The 17,981-nt window shown below is 48.5% G+C and carries 16 protein-coding genes; 12 read left to right on the top strand and 4 right to left on the bottom strand.

All coding sequences use genetic code 11. The annotated features are described in order from the left end of the window. The first annotated feature begins 88 nt into the window (after nucleotides 1–88). The 5 genes from der (at nucleotide 89) to spoVT (ending at nucleotide 4,753) form a co-directional block, all read left to right on the top strand. Nucleotides 89–1,414, top strand: a complete 1,326-nt coding sequence (der, locus tag GPK49_RS11315) for a ribosome biogenesis GTPase Der (RefSeq protein WP_215677944.1) — start codon at nucleotides 89–91, stop codon at nucleotides 1,412–1,414. A gap of 1 nt (nucleotide 1,415) precedes the next feature. Beyond that, nucleotides 1,416–2,015 (top strand): glycerol-3-phosphate 1-O-acyltransferase PlsY, encoded by a 600-nt coding sequence (plsY, locus tag GPK49_RS11310; RefSeq protein WP_016407485.1) that lies wholly within the window; start codon nucleotides 1,416–1,418, stop codon nucleotides 2,013–2,015. 51 nt (nucleotides 2,016–2,066) lie between these two features. Beyond that, nucleotides 2,067–3,056: an NAD(P)H-dependent glycerol-3-phosphate dehydrogenase gene (locus tag GPK49_RS11305; protein ID WP_016407484.1), complete on the top strand. Its 990-nt coding sequence runs from the start codon at nucleotides 2,067–2,069 to the stop codon at nucleotides 3,054–3,056. A gap of 129 nt (nucleotides 3,057–3,185) precedes the next feature. Beyond that, on the top strand, nucleotides 3,186–4,073 hold the full coding sequence (locus tag GPK49_RS11300; protein WP_016407483.1) for a DegV family protein: 888 nt from the start codon (nucleotides 3,186–3,188) through the stop codon (nucleotides 4,071–4,073). A gap of 134 nt (nucleotides 4,074–4,207) precedes the next feature. After that, nucleotides 4,208–4,753 (top strand): stage V sporulation protein T, encoded by a 546-nt coding sequence (gene spoVT / locus GPK49_RS11295; RefSeq protein WP_118579777.1) that lies wholly within the window; start codon nucleotides 4,208–4,210, stop codon nucleotides 4,751–4,753. A 296-nt stretch (nucleotides 4,754–5,049) separates the two neighbouring features. Here spoVT and GPK49_RS11290 read toward each other — a convergent pair whose 3' ends face one another. Next, on the bottom strand, nucleotides 5,050–5,946 hold the full coding sequence (locus tag GPK49_RS11290; RefSeq protein WP_215677942.1) for a CPBP family intramembrane glutamic endopeptidase: 897 nt from the start codon (nucleotides 5,944–5,946) through the stop codon (nucleotides 5,050–5,052). 82 nt (nucleotides 5,947–6,028) lie between these two features. Continuing rightward, nucleotides 6,029–7,267 (bottom strand): AI-2E family transporter, encoded by a 1,239-nt coding sequence (locus GPK49_RS11285; RefSeq protein WP_215677939.1) that lies wholly within the window; start codon nucleotides 7,265–7,267, stop codon nucleotides 6,029–6,031. 266 nt (nucleotides 7,268–7,533) lie between these two features. Here GPK49_RS11285 and GPK49_RS11280 point away from each other — a divergent pair, with 266 nt between their 5' ends. From GPK49_RS11280 to GPK49_RS11260, 5 genes are all read left to right on the top strand, one after another. Continuing rightward, nucleotides 7,534–9,543 (top strand): DHH family phosphoesterase, encoded by a 2,010-nt coding sequence (locus tag GPK49_RS11280; RefSeq protein ID WP_215677937.1) that lies wholly within the window; start codon nucleotides 7,534–7,536, stop codon nucleotides 9,541–9,543. After that, nucleotides 9,540–9,986, top strand: a complete 447-nt coding sequence (rplI, locus tag GPK49_RS11275) for a 50S ribosomal protein L9 (RefSeq protein ID WP_016406574.1) — start codon at nucleotides 9,540–9,542, stop codon at nucleotides 9,984–9,986. Before GPK49_RS11280 ends, rplI begins: the two co-directional genes overlap by 4 nt. 24 nt (nucleotides 9,987–10,010) lie before the next feature. Continuing rightward, nucleotides 10,011–11,360, top strand: a complete 1,350-nt coding sequence (gene dnaB / locus GPK49_RS11270; RefSeq protein ID WP_016406573.1) for a replicative DNA helicase — start codon at nucleotides 10,011–10,013, stop codon at nucleotides 11,358–11,360. 59 nt (nucleotides 11,361–11,419) lie between these two features. Beyond that, nucleotides 11,420–11,896, top strand: a complete 477-nt coding sequence (locus tag GPK49_RS11265; protein WP_118579765.1) for a pyridoxamine 5'-phosphate oxidase family protein — start codon at nucleotides 11,420–11,422, stop codon at nucleotides 11,894–11,896. A gap of 177 nt (nucleotides 11,897–12,073) precedes the next feature. Continuing rightward, nucleotides 12,074–13,342, top strand: coding sequence for a DUF2812 domain-containing protein (locus tag GPK49_RS11260; RefSeq protein ID WP_215677935.1), 1,269 nt, complete (start codon nucleotides 12,074–12,076; stop codon nucleotides 13,340–13,342). 73 nt (nucleotides 13,343–13,415) lie between these two features. Here GPK49_RS11260 and mscL read toward each other — a convergent pair whose 3' ends face one another. Next, on the bottom strand, nucleotides 13,416–13,868 hold the full coding sequence (gene mscL / locus GPK49_RS11255) for a large conductance mechanosensitive channel protein MscL (protein WP_215677933.1): 453 nt from the start codon (nucleotides 13,866–13,868) through the stop codon (nucleotides 13,416–13,418). Between the two features lie 403 nt (nucleotides 13,869–14,271). Between mscL and mgtE the strand changes: the two genes are divergently transcribed. Next, nucleotides 14,272–15,636, top strand: a complete 1,365-nt coding sequence (mgtE, locus tag GPK49_RS11250; protein WP_016406569.1) for a magnesium transporter — start codon at nucleotides 14,272–14,274, stop codon at nucleotides 15,634–15,636. A gap of 138 nt (nucleotides 15,637–15,774) precedes the next feature. Next, nucleotides 15,775–17,424 carry a S16 family serine protease gene (locus GPK49_RS11245; protein ID WP_215677931.1) on the top strand — a complete coding sequence of 550 codons (1,650 nt, stop codon included), beginning with the start codon at nucleotides 15,775–15,777 and terminating at the stop codon, nucleotides 17,422–17,424. 60 nt (nucleotides 17,425–17,484) lie between these two features. Here the strand turns inward: GPK49_RS11245 and GPK49_RS11240 are convergent, their stop codons facing one another. Then, complete coding sequence (locus GPK49_RS11240; protein ID WP_016406567.1) at nucleotides 17,485–17,937, bottom strand: DUF2798 domain-containing protein; 453 nt, start codon at nucleotides 17,935–17,937, stop codon at nucleotides 17,485–17,487. Nucleotides 17,938–17,981 lie beyond the last annotated feature (44 nt).

Genomic DNA, 17,981 nt, shown 5'->3' with positions numbered 1-17,981 from the left:
TTTGTGGTATACTAAACAGAATGGAAAATTGGGTATTCTTGCCCATTTATCAGAAAAATGAAAAAAACTGCAAAGCAGGAGGTAGTATATGAGCAGACCAATCGTAGCAGTGGTGGGTCGTCCCAATGTTGGCAAATCCACACTGTTTAACAGACTTGCAGGCGAGCGTATCTCCATCGTGCAGGATACCCCCGGGGTGACCCGTGACCGTATCTATGCCGATGTGGAATGGCTTGACCGCAAATTTACTTTAATTGATACCGGCGGTATGGAAATCGGCTCCGAAGAAGTGATTCAGAAGCAGATTGTGCAGCAGGCGCAGATTGCGATTGAAACCGCGGATGTAATTTTATTTGTCACAGACGTAAAAACAGGCGTAACAGAGGATGATGTGAAGGTTGCAAATCTGCTGCGCCGCACGAAAAAGCCTGTTGTTCTGGCGGTGAATAAGGTGGACAGCGTAAAGCGTGATACGCTGGCGATTTATGAATTTTACGAATTGGGCATCGGCGATCCTTTGCCTGTTTCCGCAGGGCAGGCATTGGGCTTGGGCGATATGCTTGACCAGATTATCGCGAATTTCCCTGAAAAGGACATCCATGAGGAGGATGATGATGCGATTAAGGTTGCCATCATTGGGAAGCCCAATGTGGGCAAATCCTCTCTCATCAATAAGATTCTCGGTGAGGACAGATTGATTGTCAGCAATATTGCAGGCACGACACGAGATGCAGTCGATACGCCGATTGAAATTGACGGACAGAAGTATATCTTCATTGATACGGCAGGGATGCGCCGCAAAAGCAAAATCAAGGAGGAAATCGAACGCTTCAGCATTATCCGTGCGGTTGCGGCAGTGGAACGCTGTGATGTTGCGATTCTTCTGATTGATGCCAACGAAGGCGTTACAGACCAGGATACCAAGATTGCAGGCATTGCCCACGAAAGAGGAAAGGCGGCAATTATTGCCGTTAATAAATGGGATTCCGTTGAAAAGGACGAAAAGACCATGAATAAATATCTCAAGGATATTTCCATGGAATTGAAATATATGGAATATGCGCCGAAGGTGTTTATTTCTGCCATGACAGGGCAAAGAATTAACCGTATGCTGGAGCTGATTCAGACGGTTTACCATAATCATGCCCTGCGTATCAGCACAGGTGTTTTGAATGAGGTGCTAATCGAGGCAACCGCAATGCAGCAGCCCCCTGCGGATAAGGGTCGCCAGCTGAGATTGTATTATATGACACAGGTATCCGTAAAACCCCCTACCTTTGTTATTTTTGTAAACGAGCGTGGGCTGTTCCATTTCTCTTACCGCCGTTATATCGAAAATCAGCTAAGAGAAGCATTTGGCTTTGTCGGCACACCGATTCATTTCATTGTAAGAGAAAAAGGGGAAAAGGATTGATATGTTTCGTTTGATTTGTTTATGTATCGGCTATTGCATCGGCTGTATCGAAACAGCCTATGTGGTCGGTAGAATATGGCAGGTGGATTTGCGTCAGCATGGCAGCGGCAACCTTGGTACTACAAATGCTCTGCGTGTGCTAGGGAAAAAGGCGGGCGCGTTGGTATTCATCGGGGATATTATGAAATCCGTGATTGCTTTTGTCATCTGTCGTGCGATTTTTGGGAGCAACCTGGCAGGGGTATATGGCTCTGTCGGGGCGGTTCTGGGGCACAATTACCCCTTTTACCTGAAGTTTAAGGGCGGAAAAGGGATTGCCGTTATGATTGGTATGACAGCGGCAATGGCGTTCAGTATGGATATCCGCTTAGCCATTCCCAATGCACTGATTGGCTTTGGCATGGCATTCGCAACAAGATATGTTTCCGTTGGCTCGCTGCTGTTTGCGCTGACGCTGCCCATCAGTGCCTATCTTTTGGGCTTCCCTCGTGAAATGCTCTATCTGACGATTTTTGTCAGTGCGATGGCATTCTGGCGGCACAGAGGGAATATCAAAAAGCTTTTAAACGGTACGGAAAATAAATTCGGTTCTAAAAAATAAATGCGTTTTGGAAATTGTGATTTGAAGAAATAAGACTGGAGGTCACAGCTTATGAAAAAGGTAACGGTCATTGGTTCCGGCAGCTGGGGGACAGCCCTTGCAGTGATGCTGGCGGAAAACGGACATGAGGTTTTCATCTGGTCCAGAAGACAGGACGCAGTGGATGAGCTGTTGAAAGAAAGAACAAATAAGAAATATCTCCCCGGCGTGGTGATTCCCGATTCCATTCAGGCAACCACCGACCGCAAGGAGGCTGTGGACGGCGCGGATATCGTGATTCTGGCGGTTCCTTCCAGAGCCGTTGCACAAACCGTGCGAGATTTTGCACCCTATCTGAAAACATGGCAGATTCTGGTGAATGTGGCAAAGGGCCTGGAGCCGGAAACACTGTTCCTGCTTTCGGATGTCATCAAAAGAGAAGCGCCCCAATGTGAGGTCTGTGTGCTTTCCGGACCGAGCCATGCAGAGGAGGTTGCGCGAAAGGTGCCGACCGCTTGTCTGATTGCCTGCGAAAACGAGGCAGTGGCAAAGCTGGTGCAGGAGGAATTTGCAAACCCCCGTTTCCGTCTGTATACCAATACGGATTTGATTGGCGTGGAAATCGGCGCAGCACTGAAAAATGTTATGGCACTGGCGGCAGGGATGTCTGATGGGCTTGGCTTTGGGGACAACACCAAGGCGGCGCTCATGACAAGAGGCATGGCAGAAATGAAGCGTCTTGGCATGGCAATGGGTGGTAAGGCGGAAACCTTTGCGGGACTTTCCGGTATTGGCGACCTGATTGTAACCTGTACGAGTATGCACTCCAGAAACCGCAGAGCGGGTATCCTTCTGGGGCAGGGCAAAAGCCTGCAGGAAACACTCGATGAGGTGAAGATGGTTGTGGAAGGTGTGAATACAGTGCAGGCGGCTTGTCAGCTTGCGGAAAAATATCACGTTTCCATGCCCATTACACAGAGCATTTATGCGGTTCTCTTTGCGGGGAAAAATGTGGAGGATGCCGTTCTGGAGCTGATGACAAGGGACAACAAGGCAGAATAAGCATCCGCGGCTTCTGTTGACTTCTTTACACGAAATTTACATAGCATTTTGTTTACAAATTCCTACTGTGGTTCTATACTATGGGAGTGATAATTTTGCCCTGTGCAGAATCGGAAAAAGGAGGTACACATGGAAAACTTTGTTCTCAGCTGTTGTTCCACGGCGGATTTATCGTTGGAACACTTTCAAAATAGAAATATCCATTATATCTGTTTTCATTATGAACTGAATGGAACGGTATACCCTGATGATCTGGGGCAGTCCATGCCCTTTGATGTGTTTTATGAAGCAATGACAAAGGGTGCGGAAACAAAAACCTTTCAGGTCAATGTGGCGGAATTTGAAGCATATTTTGAGTCCTTTCTGAAGGAAGGAAAGGATATTCTGCATCTTTGCCTTTCCTCCGGCATTACGGGCGTGATGAATTCTGCGAATATCGCAAAGGATATTCTTGCGGAAAAATATCCCGAACGGAAAATTTATATTGTGGATTCCCTTTCGGCATCCTCCGGCTACGGACTTCTGATGGATAAGCTTGCGGATTTACGGGATGCAGGTATGGGAATTGACGAGCTGCGCCAATGGGTGGAGGAAAACAAGCGCAAGGTGCAGCATTGGTTTTTCTCTACAGATTTGACGTTTTACATCAAGGGCGGCAGAGTGACGAAAACGGCAGGCTTTGTCGGCACAATGCTGAGTATTTGTCCGTTGCTGCATGTGAATTATGAAGGAAAGTTGATTCCCGTACAGAAGGTACGGACAAAGAAGAAGGTCATTGAAGCCATTGAAAAGAAGATGGAGGAGCTTGCGGAGAACGGCTTGGCGTATGACGGCAAGTGCTATATTTCCCATTCTGCCTGCCAAGCGGATGCAGAGGCAGTGGCGAGCCTTGTGGAAAGCCGTTTCCCGAACCTCAACGGGAGGGTGCTGATTAACAGCATTGGCACGACCATCGGCAGTCACACCGGCCCGGGAACAGTGGCACTGTTCTTCTGGGGAGAGGAAAGAAAATCATAAAAACAGACAGTCTTGGATGTAGATGCATGCAAGACTTTTTTTCTTGCCAGATTTTCACAGAGAGGGAGAAGCGCATATTTCAATTTTTCCTGCAAATACTACATTTACAATAAATTTGGCAGGAGGAAGATACAATGAAGGCAACAGGCATTGTCAGAAGAATAGACGACCTTGGGCGTGTGGTCATACCCAAAGAAATCAGAAGAACGCTCCGTATCCGCGAGGGTGATCCCCTTGAGATTTTTACCGATCGCGAGGGCGAAATTATTTTGAAAAAATATTCTCCCATCGGGGAATTGGGCACATTCGCGAAGGAATACGCGGAATCCTTAGCGCAGACCGTGGGGCATATCACCTGTATTGTGGATAAGGATCAGATTATCGCCGTTTCGGGCGGCGGGAAAAAGGAGTTTTTTGAAAAGCATATCAGCTCCGAAATGGAAGATTGCATCAACAAGCGCACCTCGCTGATTGCGGAGAGAAATGATGCGAACTTTGTCCCCGTTCTGGAGGATGATTCCGAAAGCGCGTATAATCATCAGCTGATTGTACCTATTATTGCGGAGGGGGACGCTATGGGCGCAATTATTTTCCTTTCCAAGGATCAGAAGATGGGCGAGGTGGAAGGCAAGCTGGCGCAGACGGCAGCAGGCTTTCTGGGGAAGCAGATGGAGCAGTAAGAGGTCAAAGCCGTGGGTTTTGACACCCTAAGTCGAAATCAGGATTTCGACTTGCTAAGACAGAGGAATAAACAGACGAGTTCCATCAGCTTAAAAGCCTTGAAACTCGCTGTTTTCCTCGTCGGAAGTGAATTCCGACTGCGGATTCCATTTGGGAAACTACTTACCGCCCAAGAAGGGGCGGCAGGCGAAGCCTGCTTTGCGTAGCAAAGTAATGAACAGTTTGTTTCCCAAACCCTTCCGCTGCCTCAAAATTACTTTGTCTACAGTCTGAAAGGAGCCAAAGGCTCCTTTTTTCATGCCATGATATAGGGCAAAAGTCCGAACACAATAAAGATTGCGAAAATAGTGATAATCGCAGGGGAAAGGAATCGTTCCCGATAGGGACTGCCGTTTTCATCCAGCAGCAGAAGCTCCTCTCTGGGAGGGTTTGCCTTCAGAAACAGATAGAGCAGCGCGGCAAGCCAGGGGAGGGAAAGCAGGGAAACAACAAGCAGAGAAGCAAGCACGCTGCCCTGCGGAAGCTCTGCCGCCGCGGTTGTCATGGTTTCACTGCTTGTGGCAAAGATGCTGAAAATCGTTGTGCCGTTGATAATCATGTGCGGCAGGATGGAGGCAAAGATGGAATTTGTCCGATCCACCAGAAAGGCGAAAATAAATCCGACAATAAACGCATACGGAAACTGCTGCGGATTCAGATGCAGCAGACCAAAAAGCAGTGCGCAGGCAAACTGTGCCTTATATTTCCCCAGAAAATGATATCCGGAGAGCAGGATGCCGCGTGAAAAGCATTCCTCAAACACCGCAGGCAAAACCGCAACCGCCACAAATGAAACCAGAAAGCCGGAGGACTGGATGCCGCCGACGGACTGCTCCACAGGGTTGGGAAAGAAGAGTGCCGTCAGATAGGAAAGCAGACTCATCAGTGGTTGAATGGAAATGCCGAAGGAGAGCAGAAGCAGCAGATTTTTCCACCCCAAAGGGTTTAGCCGCAGAGTTTCCTTCACATTTTTTTTCGACCATTTAAAATACACCAGCAGCGGCGGCACAAAGCAGATAAGCTGCGACAGGAGCATATAGGCGCTATCCGAAAGGCGGGATGCCAAAGGAAGATATGCCATCAGAAAGGACACCCCGATGAAATAAATAAAAAATAGCAGCGCAAAAAAGCTGATTCTTCTTGTTTCTGTCATAAAAGACCTCCGTTCGTAATCTGATAAAAAGAGAAAATCTCAAGCCGCTTCTGACTTGAGATTCCTTTTTTATGGTACAATCTCATTTGATTTTTCCGGGTTTTTCCTGCGAATCCGTTTGGATGGACAGGGGGTCATCTGTCGGATATTTTTCAATATATTTTCGGTTGACATATTCCGATGCAAAGGTTTTGATAGTCGCGAAAACGGGCACGCCCACAAACATCCCGACAGGCCCCATGAAGGCACCGCCAATCAACACTGCAAGAATAATCCAAAGGGGGTTGAGGTCAACGGAATTGCCCAGAATTTTCGGCCCGAGGTAGTTCCCATCAAACTGCTGCAAAATCAGAACAAAGATGCCGACTGCAATCGCCAGAGGGGGATCGATGAGCAGCGTAATCAGGATGGCAGGGATTGCGCCGATAAACGGCCCGAAATACGGAATCATATTCGTTACGCCGATAATCAGGCTGAGAATCAGCGGATAGGGGGCTTTCATCAGATTCAGCCCGATAAACGCCAGAATCCCGATAATCAGCGAATCAACTGCCTTGCCGACGATGAAATTCTGGAAGATATGATGTGTGCGAATAGCGGAGCGCAGAATAACATCTGCCTTTTCCTTGGGAAAGAAGGTGTAAATCCCTTTTTTTGCCTTCAGGCTGAACCGTTCCTTATCCAGCAGCATATAAAAGGCAATGAAGATTGCCATGATGAACTGAATGGTGATACGCCCGAAGCCGTATACATTTACGGCAATCGTTTCCAGAAGCTCCGGCGCATTCTGCGAAATATCCTTTACAGGGGCAAGCAGGCGGTTGATGACGTTATTCACATCCGCACTGTTGATATACACAATCCGGTCAAAGAAATTCTGGATACGCACATTCATGGCATCGGAATAGGCTGTGACATTTGTCGCGAAAGTAATGATGGAATCTCGTACCTCAGGCACAAGATAAATCACAATCCAGACCGTACCGCCGATGATGATGACGTAGTTGATTAAAATAGAAAGAATACGGGTGATTTTCATATGGTTCTGAAAAAAGGCACCGCTTTTTTTGAAGACTTTTTCAAAAAAATTCAGGAAGGGATTCATGACATAAGCAATCGCGAAGCCCATCAGAAAGGGTGCGGTCAGCGTATTCAGATAGTTGGTTGCCTTGGCGATGCTGCTGCCGATATTTGGCAGATTGCCGATGACCTTTTCAAACAGAATCAATGCGGCAAGCAGAATAAACGCATAGATACAGATTTTTGCGAGCAGCTTATCCTGCTCATTTCTGCTGCGTCTGAAATTATCAAACCGTCTCATACTGACACCTCGAATCAATAAATAGGATACCCGTTTTCCAGAGTATCTTATCCTATGATACTATGAATTTTCCCGAAAAGCTATAAGGATGATGTGAAATTTTTGTTTTTTCGACGAAATTTTTTCTGCTTCGCCATGGCAGAGCCTGCCGCAGGGCATTTTTTTATTGAGTCACACCTGCTTTTATGCTATAATATCTCATTAGCAAAGAGAGTTTTCGAGGAAAAACAAAAGGTAAGATTTTTTGCGTTTATGGAGGTCTGATGATGGACGATATGAGCGAAAACGCTAAGAGTGAGCAATATCAGGAAAAAACAGGAAGGGAAAGCAACCCCATCGGGGTGGCGGCAGTGATTCTGCTGCTTTGCATCTGTTTTCTGATTGATGCCAGAGTCGGCTTCGGTGCGCTGATTGGCGCGGCGGCAGGCTTTTTCGCATGGTCACTTTTAAAGGATAATGGTACGCGGAAGGAAGAAAATGCAGACGACAGAGTAGCCTTTCTGGATACGACAGTTTTGCAGCACAACTTCCCGCTTCCCCAGAATATGCCCATTCCCTATGCGGTGCTGGATATTCGGGGGCACATTTTAATGTATAACGAGAAATTCGCAAAGGAATTTCCAAATATGGAATTGATTCTGCCTGTGGTAGATCAGCTGAAAAAGGCGGGGATTGGCAAGCATGCTGTGGTTGTAGTGGAGGAAAAGCATTACGATGCCATGCTGAACCAGTGCGAGGTGGTCGAGGAAAACGGCGCAGTCGGCAATGTGTTGAATATGACGCTGGTGGATATTTCCAAGCAGTATGAGCTGGAGGAAAGACTTGACCGCAACGAAACGGTTATCGGGATGCTGTTTCTGGATAATTATGAGGATGTTATGGATTCCCTTGCGGAGGACAGGCAGCCCCTGCTTTCCGCAATCGTGGACAGAAAGCTGACACAGTTTGCTGCGGATGCCAACGGCGTGATGCGAAAGCTGCAGATGGACAGATATATCCTCCTGCTTTCCAAGGGGGATTTGGAGGCATTAAAGGAAAAGAAATTTGATATTATGAATACCATTCGCGAAATCAATGTTGGCGAGCATATTCCTGTAACGATGAGTATGGGGGTCGGCATTGGCGGCGGCTCTCTGGAGGATGCCATGCAGAGCGCGAAGGCGGCGCTTGACCTTGCATTGGGACGCGGCGGGGATCAGGTGCTGATTAAGGAAGGCGAAAAATACCTGTTCTACGGCGCAAAGGCAGGCGAGGTTGGCAGAAACGGACGTATTCGAGCGCGCGTAAAGGCAGATGCTCTGTGGGAGCTGATGGGTGCATCCTCGTCTATTATGGTTATGGGACACCGCAATGGGGATTTGGACAGCCTTGGCTCCAGCATGGGGATTTGTGCCATTGCAAGAGCTATGGGCAAAAAATGCCGCATTGTGATGAATGAGGTCAGCACAGGGATTAAGTGTATTTCCGAGCAGATGGCGCAGGATGAATATTATCAGACTGCCTTTATGAAGGAAAAGGATGCACTGAAGGAAATGGATGATAAAACACTGGTGATTGTTGTGGATACGCACCGCACCAGTATGGTAGAAGGCCCTTCCGTTCTGGAGGCGGCAAAGAAAATAGTTGTGTTTGACCACCATAGAAAGAGCGCGCAGGATTTCATTGAGCAGGCGGTTCTGCTGTATCATGAGCCCTACGCATCCTCTACGTCTGAATTGATTACGGAAATGATTCAGCATATCGGCAAGAAGATCAAGCTGCGCTCCATCGAGGCAGATGCGCTTCTGGCAGGCATTACCGTGGATACCAAGAATTTCGCAGTCAAAACAGGTGCGATTACCTTTGAATCCGCAGGATTTCTGCGCCGTAACGGGGCAGACAGTATCCGTGTGCGTATGCTGTTCCAGAATGATATTGATTCCTATAAGGCAAAAGCAACCGCTGTGCGTGATGCGGAGCTGTATCTTGGCTCCATGGCGCTTTCCGTATGCCCTGCCAATCGGGAGAATTCCACATTGACGGCGGCACAGGCGGCGGATGATTTAATGAATGTAACAGGGGTTAAGGCATCCTTTGTCTGCTGCAAGGTGGATGATGTGGTTTATGTCAGCGCACGCAGCTTTGGGGATGTGAATGTGCAGAGAATTATGGAAAAACTGGGCGGCGGCGGTCATTTCACCGTTTCCGGGGCGCAGCTTAAGGATTGCAGCGCGGAAGAAGCGAAGGAAAGGGTACGCAGTGCCATTGATGAATATTTGAAGGAGGAAACGACATGAAGATGATTTTATTACAGGACGTGAAAAGCGTCGGCAAAAAGGGCGACTTAATCAATGCCAGCGAGGGCTATGCAAAGAATTTCCTGCTGCCCAGAAAGCTGGCTGTGGAAGCAACAAAAAGCAATCTGAATGATTATGAGCTGAAGCAGAAGGCAGAGGCAAAGCGTAAGCAGGAGGAGCTGGAAAAGGCGCAGGCAACTGCAAAGGAACTGGAGGATAAGGTTGTTACCATTAAGGTGAAAACAGGCGGCAACGGCAAGCTGTTCGGCTCTGTGACGAATAAAGAGGTTGCAGAGGAAATCGTAAAGCAGACCAAGCTGGATATTGATAAGAAGAAGGTTTCTATCGGTGACCCCATTAAGATGCTTGGCGAAAGAACCGCAGTCATTAAGCTGCATCCCAAGGTAACGGCAGAGGTAAAGGTGAAAATCGTAGAAGCGTAAGTCCCCGTACAGGAGGCGGAAAACATGGAAGAACAGGAAAAGCAAACAGAATATATGCGCGGTGTGCCGCCCCATGATGAAACGGCGGAGCAGGCTGTCCTGTGTTCCATGTTTCTGGACAGAGAAGCGGCATCTGTTGCGCTTGAGGTGCTGCGCGGGGAGGATTTTTATCGCCCCGACCATCGCATGGTTTTTGAAGCGGCGGAGGAATTATATCGTTCCGGCTCTCCCATTGATGTGATTACAGTCAAGAATAAGCTGGAGGAAAAAGGGCAGTTTGAGCAGATAGGCGGTCTGCCTTTTCTGGCAAACCTTTCTTCCGCAGTCGGCAGTTCCGTCAATGTGCGCCATTATGCGGCAATCGTGGAGGAAAAATCCGTTCTGCGCCGTCTGATTCGCACTGCCGGAGATATTTCTCAGCTGAGCTATGAGGGCAAAGAGGATGTCAATGCCATTATGGATACGGCGGAAAAAAGCATTTTTGATATCATGCAGAAGCGCCATTCCGAGCAGTTCCATCATATCAGAGATATCGCGGTCAGCTCGATTGAAAAAATCGAGGATATCTACCGTTCCAAGGGCAAGCTGACAGGCGTGCCGACGGGCTTTCTGGATTTTGATGCCAAAACGGCAGGCCTGCAGAAATCGGATTTGATTCTGCTTGCGGCGCGCCCTTCCATGGGGAAAACGGCATTTGCGCTGAATATCATCCAGAATGCGGCGATTCGCGCCAATGTGCCGACGGCGGTGTTCTCTCTGGAAATGAGCCGGGAGCAGCTGGTTAACCGTATGCTCTGCTCCGAGGCCATGATTGATGCACAGAAGTTGCGTACCGGGGAATTGGAGGAAAACGACTGGGCGGAGCTGATTAACGCTATGGGCCCCCTTTCCGAAGCCCCGATTTATATTGACGATACCCCCGGGGTGACCCCGATGGAGGTGCGCTCCAAATGCCGCCGATTGAAGGTGGAAAAAGGGTTGGGGCTTATCGTGATTGACTATTTGCAGCTGATGAGCGGCAACAGCAGAAACGATTCCCGTCAGCAGGAAATCTCTGAAATTTCCCGTTCCCTTAAGGCGATTGCAAGAGAGATGGAAGCGCCTGTGATTGCGCTGAGTCAGCTGAGCCGTGCCTGTGAACAGCGTGCGGATCACCGCCCGATGCTTTCCGACCTGCGTGAGTCCGGCGCGATTGAGCAGGATGCGGACGTAGTTGCCTTTCTTTATCGTGATGAATATTATTTCCCCGATACGGAAAAGAAAAATCAGGCAGAGCTGATTATTGCGAAGCAGAGAAACGGCCCGACGGGTACGGTCGATTTGACATGGATGGGGCAGTATACGAAATTTGGCAATTTTCTGAAAAAATATTAAGCAAAGCCGCCCGAGGGGATTCCTTCGGGCTTTTTAAGTATATAAAGGAGGAGAAGAAGATGTTCAGACCAATGAGAAGAAGTAAGCAGGCACTTTCCGCACAGGAAACGAAGGCACTGCTTTCCGCAGAAAAAAGAGGAATTCTTGCGGTGAATGGAGATGAGGGCTACCCCTTCGCGATTCCTGTCAATTATTATTATGATGACGCGCAGGGAAAAATTTTTATCCATGGCGGCAAGGCAGGGCATAAGGTGGATGCGCTGAAAAGGGACGATAAGGTCTGCTTTACCGTTTATGGCAACGAAGCCTTTGAAGAAGGAGACTGGGCACCCTATCTGCACAGCGTGATTGTGTTCGGCAGATGTAAGCTGGTTGCGGACGCAGGGCAGACGGAGGACAGAGTGCGAGAGCTGGCACTGAAATATTACCCCACAAAAGAGGAGGCTGAAGCGGAAATCGTAAAGGGTATCCATGCGGTGCAGCTTTACGAGATTACGATTGAACACATGACGGGTAAGCGCATACACGAAAAATAAGGAATAGGGAGCAGGGAAAAAGGGAAAATGAGAAATTTTCTCTTTTTTTCTGCCATTTCTTACAATTTTCTTACGATTCCGGAAAAGGACTTCCTTGTTGGACAAAGGTATGGTATATATGAAACAGAAGATTTCGACAAAGAAGGAAGGGACGGAAATCGTAAGGGGGACAGATGCATGAGCAGAGATGATAAGCGTATTAAAAAATGGAGATCCGCAGGAACATTGGGCGAGCTTTATCTGAAGGAGATGGCAGAGCAGGGCTTGCTTCTGGAGGAGATGACACCTCTGAAATACATCTTTCGTGAGGACGAGCCGCAGCACCTGCGCTACCGTATCGAGGAGTTGGAGCATGCGCCGACGGACGAGGAACGGGCGGAATATGCGAAGGATGGCTGGCAGGAGGTCTGCCATTATGAGTTGGACTATGTTTTTGCAAAGGAATGCAGTGCGGATGAGCCGGAGGTGTCGCAGGAAGCGGTGCTGCGGGATTTGGATAAAAAAATAGAGAAGGAGAAAGGGAGTATCCGTGAAACAAAGATTGGGCTTTTGATTGCTCTGGTTATTCTGGCTGTGTGCGTCTTTAGCATGGGAAGGGCGGCACTGAGCGGAGATACGCTTCTGATTGCACTGAGATTCTTTGGGCCAACTGCTCTGATTGCTTTTGCAGGCGGCTATTGGGAGATACGCAAGCTGCGGCGGAAAAAGGAGAGGGTCGAGGATGGCGATATCCCCGATGAATACACAAACTGGCGAAAGGATCGCGTGATAAAGGCGCTTCTGGCTCTGGTGGGCGTTGTTCTTATTGTCGGCGGAACCTATTATGGCGGCAACTTTAATGATAAAACCTTCGACCTGCCGAAGAAAAGCACCTACGCCAAGCTACCTGCGGTGCGTCTGGAAAGTCTGATAGATGAACCCCTGACCCGATGCGGTGAAAGCGTTGACCCTGCGCAGGAGGGACTTCACATGAGCGCCAATCAGTTTGATGGGATGATGTATCAGACGATAAAGCGGATGGGGGGACTTTATAACTACGGCGTGGAGCATCGCTTTGAACTGCGGACAAAACGGGATTTGGAAACCAAGCAGTATATGCAGAACGCAGAAGGAGCAGAATGGCATCTGAATACGCGCTATACCTGCTTCCGCCGGGAACGGGATGCCGAAAAGCAATATGATAAGAATATCGAGAATGAAAGGCTGACCGAAGAAAGATGGCAGGAGAGGGGGCATGAGTTCCCTGCCTCCGAGGAAATTTCCATGGAATATCCTGCGTTTTCCCATCTGCATGTCTGCCGCACGGAGTGGAGCGAATCGGTTAGCTATCATGTGCTTTGCAGGGACAGCGAAAAGTTGATGGAGCTGGATTATACGGGACGGGAAATAGACCCCGAACAGCTTCTGGCGGAGATAGAAAAGGTTTTTGCCGCACAGGAAGGCTGAAGCAAAAAAACAGAAAAAATAAAAAAGCGAAATCCTTGTGAAAATGAGGACTTCGCTTTTGTTTTTTTGGAAATCAACCCTCCAGCTGAGAGGTGCAATGGGGGCATCTGGTTGCCTCAATTGCAATTTCGGATTTGCAGAAGGGACAGACCTTCGTTGTGGGTGCTTCTTCCACGGGAGCGGCAGGACGTTTCAGCTTCACCAGCACCTTCAGCGCCGCAAAGATGACGATTGCCACAATCAGAAAATCAAGCACCTGTGTGAGAAAGGAGCCATATGCGATGGTTGCGGTTGCCGCCTGCGCATCTGCAAGGGAGGCATAATGATTGCCATCCAAAGGCAGATAAAGCTGGCTGAAATCTGCGCCGCCTGTCAGCTTGCCGATGATGGGCATAATCAAATCATTAACAAAAGAAGTAACAATTTTGCCGAATGCGCCGCCGATGATTACGCCGACAGCCATATCTACCACATTGCCCTTTATGGCAAATTCCTTAAATTCCTGAATGGTTTCCTTCAAAGCCATAAAAATTCCTCCTATGCTTTTTACAAAATTCGATTTTTTCAACCACAGTATAACAAAAAAATCAATTTCATCCAACACAATTCAAAAACTTTTGATAAATTTTTGTAAAGAGTGTTGACGCAAAAATTATCAAGGCATATACTGGATATAGTGAGTGAAAAATCGTACAGTCAAAGCGAGGTGAACGAAATGGACGGCAGTCATAGTAAAGATACCATTCCTTTAGAGCCTGAGGGCTATCGACGATCTGAGAAAAATTTTACCGTGTATTTCGGTCAGCTTTTTTGGATACAACAGAGTTGACTGTGGTTTTTTATGCCCTTTTTTGAATGAATGCACGGTATGCGGAGAAACTTTTTTGGAAGGCATATGGTGCTTTTTTATTTGAATTTGGGGTGAAAAAATGAGTGACATGAATGAAGAAATGCAGATTCTGTTTGATAATTATACGGCCTTGATGGACGGTGGACAGTATTTGCAGCTAAAGCAGGAATTAAATGAGGAACAGCCTGCCAATATTGCGGAATATTTTGAGGAACTGACGGCGGAAAAGCAGCTTTTTATCTTCCGTCTGCTCTCGAAGGATGTTGCGGCAGAGGTGTTCTCCTATATGGATAATGATACACAGGAGCATATTGTGCAGTCCATTACCGACCGAGAGGTGCGCAATATCGTGGACGAAATGTTTCTGGATGATACGGTGGACTTTCTGGAGGAAGCCCCTGCCAATCTGGTGAAAAAGGTGCTGCGAAACACCGATGCAGGCACAAGACAGCTGATCAACCGTTTTCTGAATTATCCCGAAAATTCCGCAGGCAGCCTGATGACAATCGAATTTGTGCGCCTGCGTGCCAATATGACTGTTGCAAAGGCGCTGAGCGAAATCAAGCGTGTTGGGATGGATAAGGAAACCATCTATACCTGCTATGTGACGGATGCACAGCGAAAGCTGTTGGGGGTTATTCCTCTGAGAACCCTGATTTGTGCGGAGGATGACAGTCTGGTTGGGGATCTGATGGAGGATGACGTTATTTCCGTACACACATTAGATGACCAGGAGGAGGTTGCAAATATCTTCAAGAAATATAACTGGATGGCACTGCCCGTAACGGATACGGAGGGCAGACTGGTCGGCATTATCACGGTCGATGATATCGTGGACGTTATCGAACAGGAAACCACAGAAGATATGGAACTGATGAATGCTGTCCTGCCTTCGGATGATGAATACCTGAAAATGAGCGTATTCGCACTGGTGAAGAATCGTATTCCGTGGCTTTGCGTGCTGATGATTTCCGGTACGCTGAGTGCCTTTGTTATCGGGATGTATCAAAGCCTTCTGGATTCGGTTGTTATGCTTTCCAGCTTTATGACAATCATCACCGGTACGGGCGGTAACGCCGGTTCGCAGGCCTCTGCCATGGTTATTCGTGGTCTGGCGCTGGGTGATATTCAGATGCGTGATACGTTTAAGGTTGTATTCAAGGAGCTGCGCGTTGGTATCCTCTGTGGTCTGATTCTGGCGATGGTCAATATGATTCGTATGACCTTTTTCGACCATTCGACCCCGTTTAATATTGACCTGACGGTTTCCCTCAGTATGGGTGTTGCGGTTGTTCTGGCGAAAACACTGGGTTGTATCCTGCCTATTCTGGCAAAGGCAGTCAAGCTTGACCCTGCGATGATGGCGGGCCCCTTGATTTCTACGGTTGTGGATGCGATTGCACTGGTGGTTTATTTCAGCATTGCAACGGTGTTGGTGCTGTAAGGAGAAGAAAGAAGATAAAAAGGATAAAAACGATAAAAACGGTGTCACAAGCTTGTTATGTGATGCCGTTTTTTTGTGCGGATAATTTAGCCCTGTTGAGAGATACTATTTCCAAGATTGGAAAAAGGAGATGGGAGCTTGGAATGGAATCTTTTGACATGGGCGCAGCTTTTGTTTTTCGGGCTGGGCGCATGGTATTTTTGGAAGATCAGCCGCAGAAAAGGTGCAGGAGAGGGCTTGCGGTGCGAGGATAATATTGTAGAGATGGATAAGCTGATGGCAATGGAGGAAATAAAGCTGACAGAACCATTGGCGGAGCAGACCAGACCGCAGACGCTGGAGGAAATCATCGGGCAGGAAAATGGCATTAAGGCACTGCGCGCAGCACTTTGCGGCCCTAATCCGCAGCATATTTTGATTTATGGCCCACCCGGTGTGGGGAAAACGGCGGCGGCAAGGCTGATTCTGGAGGAAGCGAAGAAAAGGGAAGGTTCCCCCTTCGGTGCAGGTGCAAGGTTTGTGGAGATTGATGCGACCACCCTGCAGTTTGATGAACGCAACATTGCAGACCCTTTGCTTGGCTCTGTGCATGATCCGATTTATCAGGGCGCAGGGGCATTTGGCAACGCGGGGATTCCCAGACCGCGCCCGGGGGCAGTCTGCGAAGCGCACGGCGGCGTGCTGTTTATTGATGAAATCGGGGAGCTGCATCCGGTACAGATGAATAAGCTTTTGAAGGTACTGGAGGACAGGGTGGCACGCTTTCAGAGCAGCTATTACAGCAGCAGCAACAAAAGCATTCCGCCCTATATCCATCAGATTTTTCGGAAGGGGATGCCTGCGGATTTTCGGCTGATTGGAGCGACCACACGCAATCCGCAGGAAATTCCCGAAGCATTGCGTTCCCGGTGTACGGAAATCTTTTTTGAGCCACTGGACAGAACCGCGGTGGAAAAAATCGCAGAAAACAGCCTGCGGCGTGCGGGCATTTCCTATGAGGAGGGGCTTTGCGGCAGGATTGCGGCGTATGCAGGCGGTGGCAGAGATGCGGTGAATCTTGTGCAGTCGCTGACCTCACTGGCGTGGATGGAGGGGAAAAAGAAGATTACGGCAAGGGATTTGGAATGGGCGGCAGAGGCAGGCAGATATCAGCCGCTGTATCGGCAGAAAATCGCGAAGCAGCCGCAGGTTGGTGTGGTAAACGGCTTGGGAGTGCAGGGCAATGGCCGAGGGACGCTACTTTCCGTAGAAGCGGTGGTGCAAAAGGGCGGCAATGGCTTAACGGTGACGGGCATCGTAGAGGAGGAAGAACTGAAAAACGGGCAGGGAACGGCGAAACGCAAGAGCAATGCCCGTTCTGCGGCGGAGAATGTGCTTACACTGCTGGAACAGTTCGGCTTTTCTGCGCAGGATTTCTATGTGCATCTGAATTTCCCCGGAGGGATTCCCGTGGATGGGCCCTCCGCAGGGGTAGCAATGTTTCTTGCGGTTTATTCCGCTTTTACGGAAATACCTGTAGCCCATACCCTTGCGCTGACGGGGGAAGTCGGTCTGCATGGACAGGTGCTTCCTGTTGGCGGCGTGGAGCAGAAGCTTGCGGCGGCAAAGGAGGCAGGCGCGACGAAGGTCTTGATTCCGAAGCAGAATTGGAAGGAGAACTATCACAATTTGGGAATAGAGGTCATTCCTGTTGCAACGGTGCAGGAGCTGCTCGGTGCGGCGTTTCTTTCCGAGGGGGCAGCGCTTTCGGAAGGAATTGATTTTTTGCAGGAAAAGGAAATCGGGTAAAAATGAAATGCAAAAGCTCCGCGCGGGAGAAGGCTCCGCGTGGAGCTTTTTTGAAACGAATTATTCGGTTTCTCTGAAAATAGTACGGAAAATCAATCGTACGAGGGGGCCGCAGTAAAACAGCTGATAGCAGATAGCCATGGGGAAGTTGCGTGCCCATGTCTGTACCCATGTACAGAAATCAGGTTTGTTGAAAAGCACTGTGGCAATCAGACTCATCACAGGGCACATGATACAGCAGATGCAGATAGAGATTGCAAAGGTAATCAGCTGTGGTCTGTCATCGGGGCGCATCACCCGAAAGGCGAGAGCCGCCGCAAGTTTGCCGACGATAAAAAATTCCAGCACAAAGGCAATCGGGAACATGATTGGCATTTCATGCAGTGCGGCAAGAAATGTCATGGCGGAAACACCGTCTGTGTTCCATGCAACATTGTACACAATCATACCGTATACCATTACGGCTGCCATGATGGCGGTGAAAACAGCGTCTTGAAATTTGTTTTTTGGCATAAAAAATCCTCCTGAATCATAACTTTATGTGTTGTTCGTTATCA

It is taken from the genome of Clostridium sp. MCC345 (genome assembly GCF_018785345.1).
Lineage (GTDB): Bacteria > Bacillota > Clostridia > Lachnospirales > Anaerotignaceae > Anaerotignum_A > Anaerotignum_A faecicola.
Note: the sequence above shows the minus strand (reverse complement) of the source record. Positions and strands in the feature narration are given on the sequence as shown.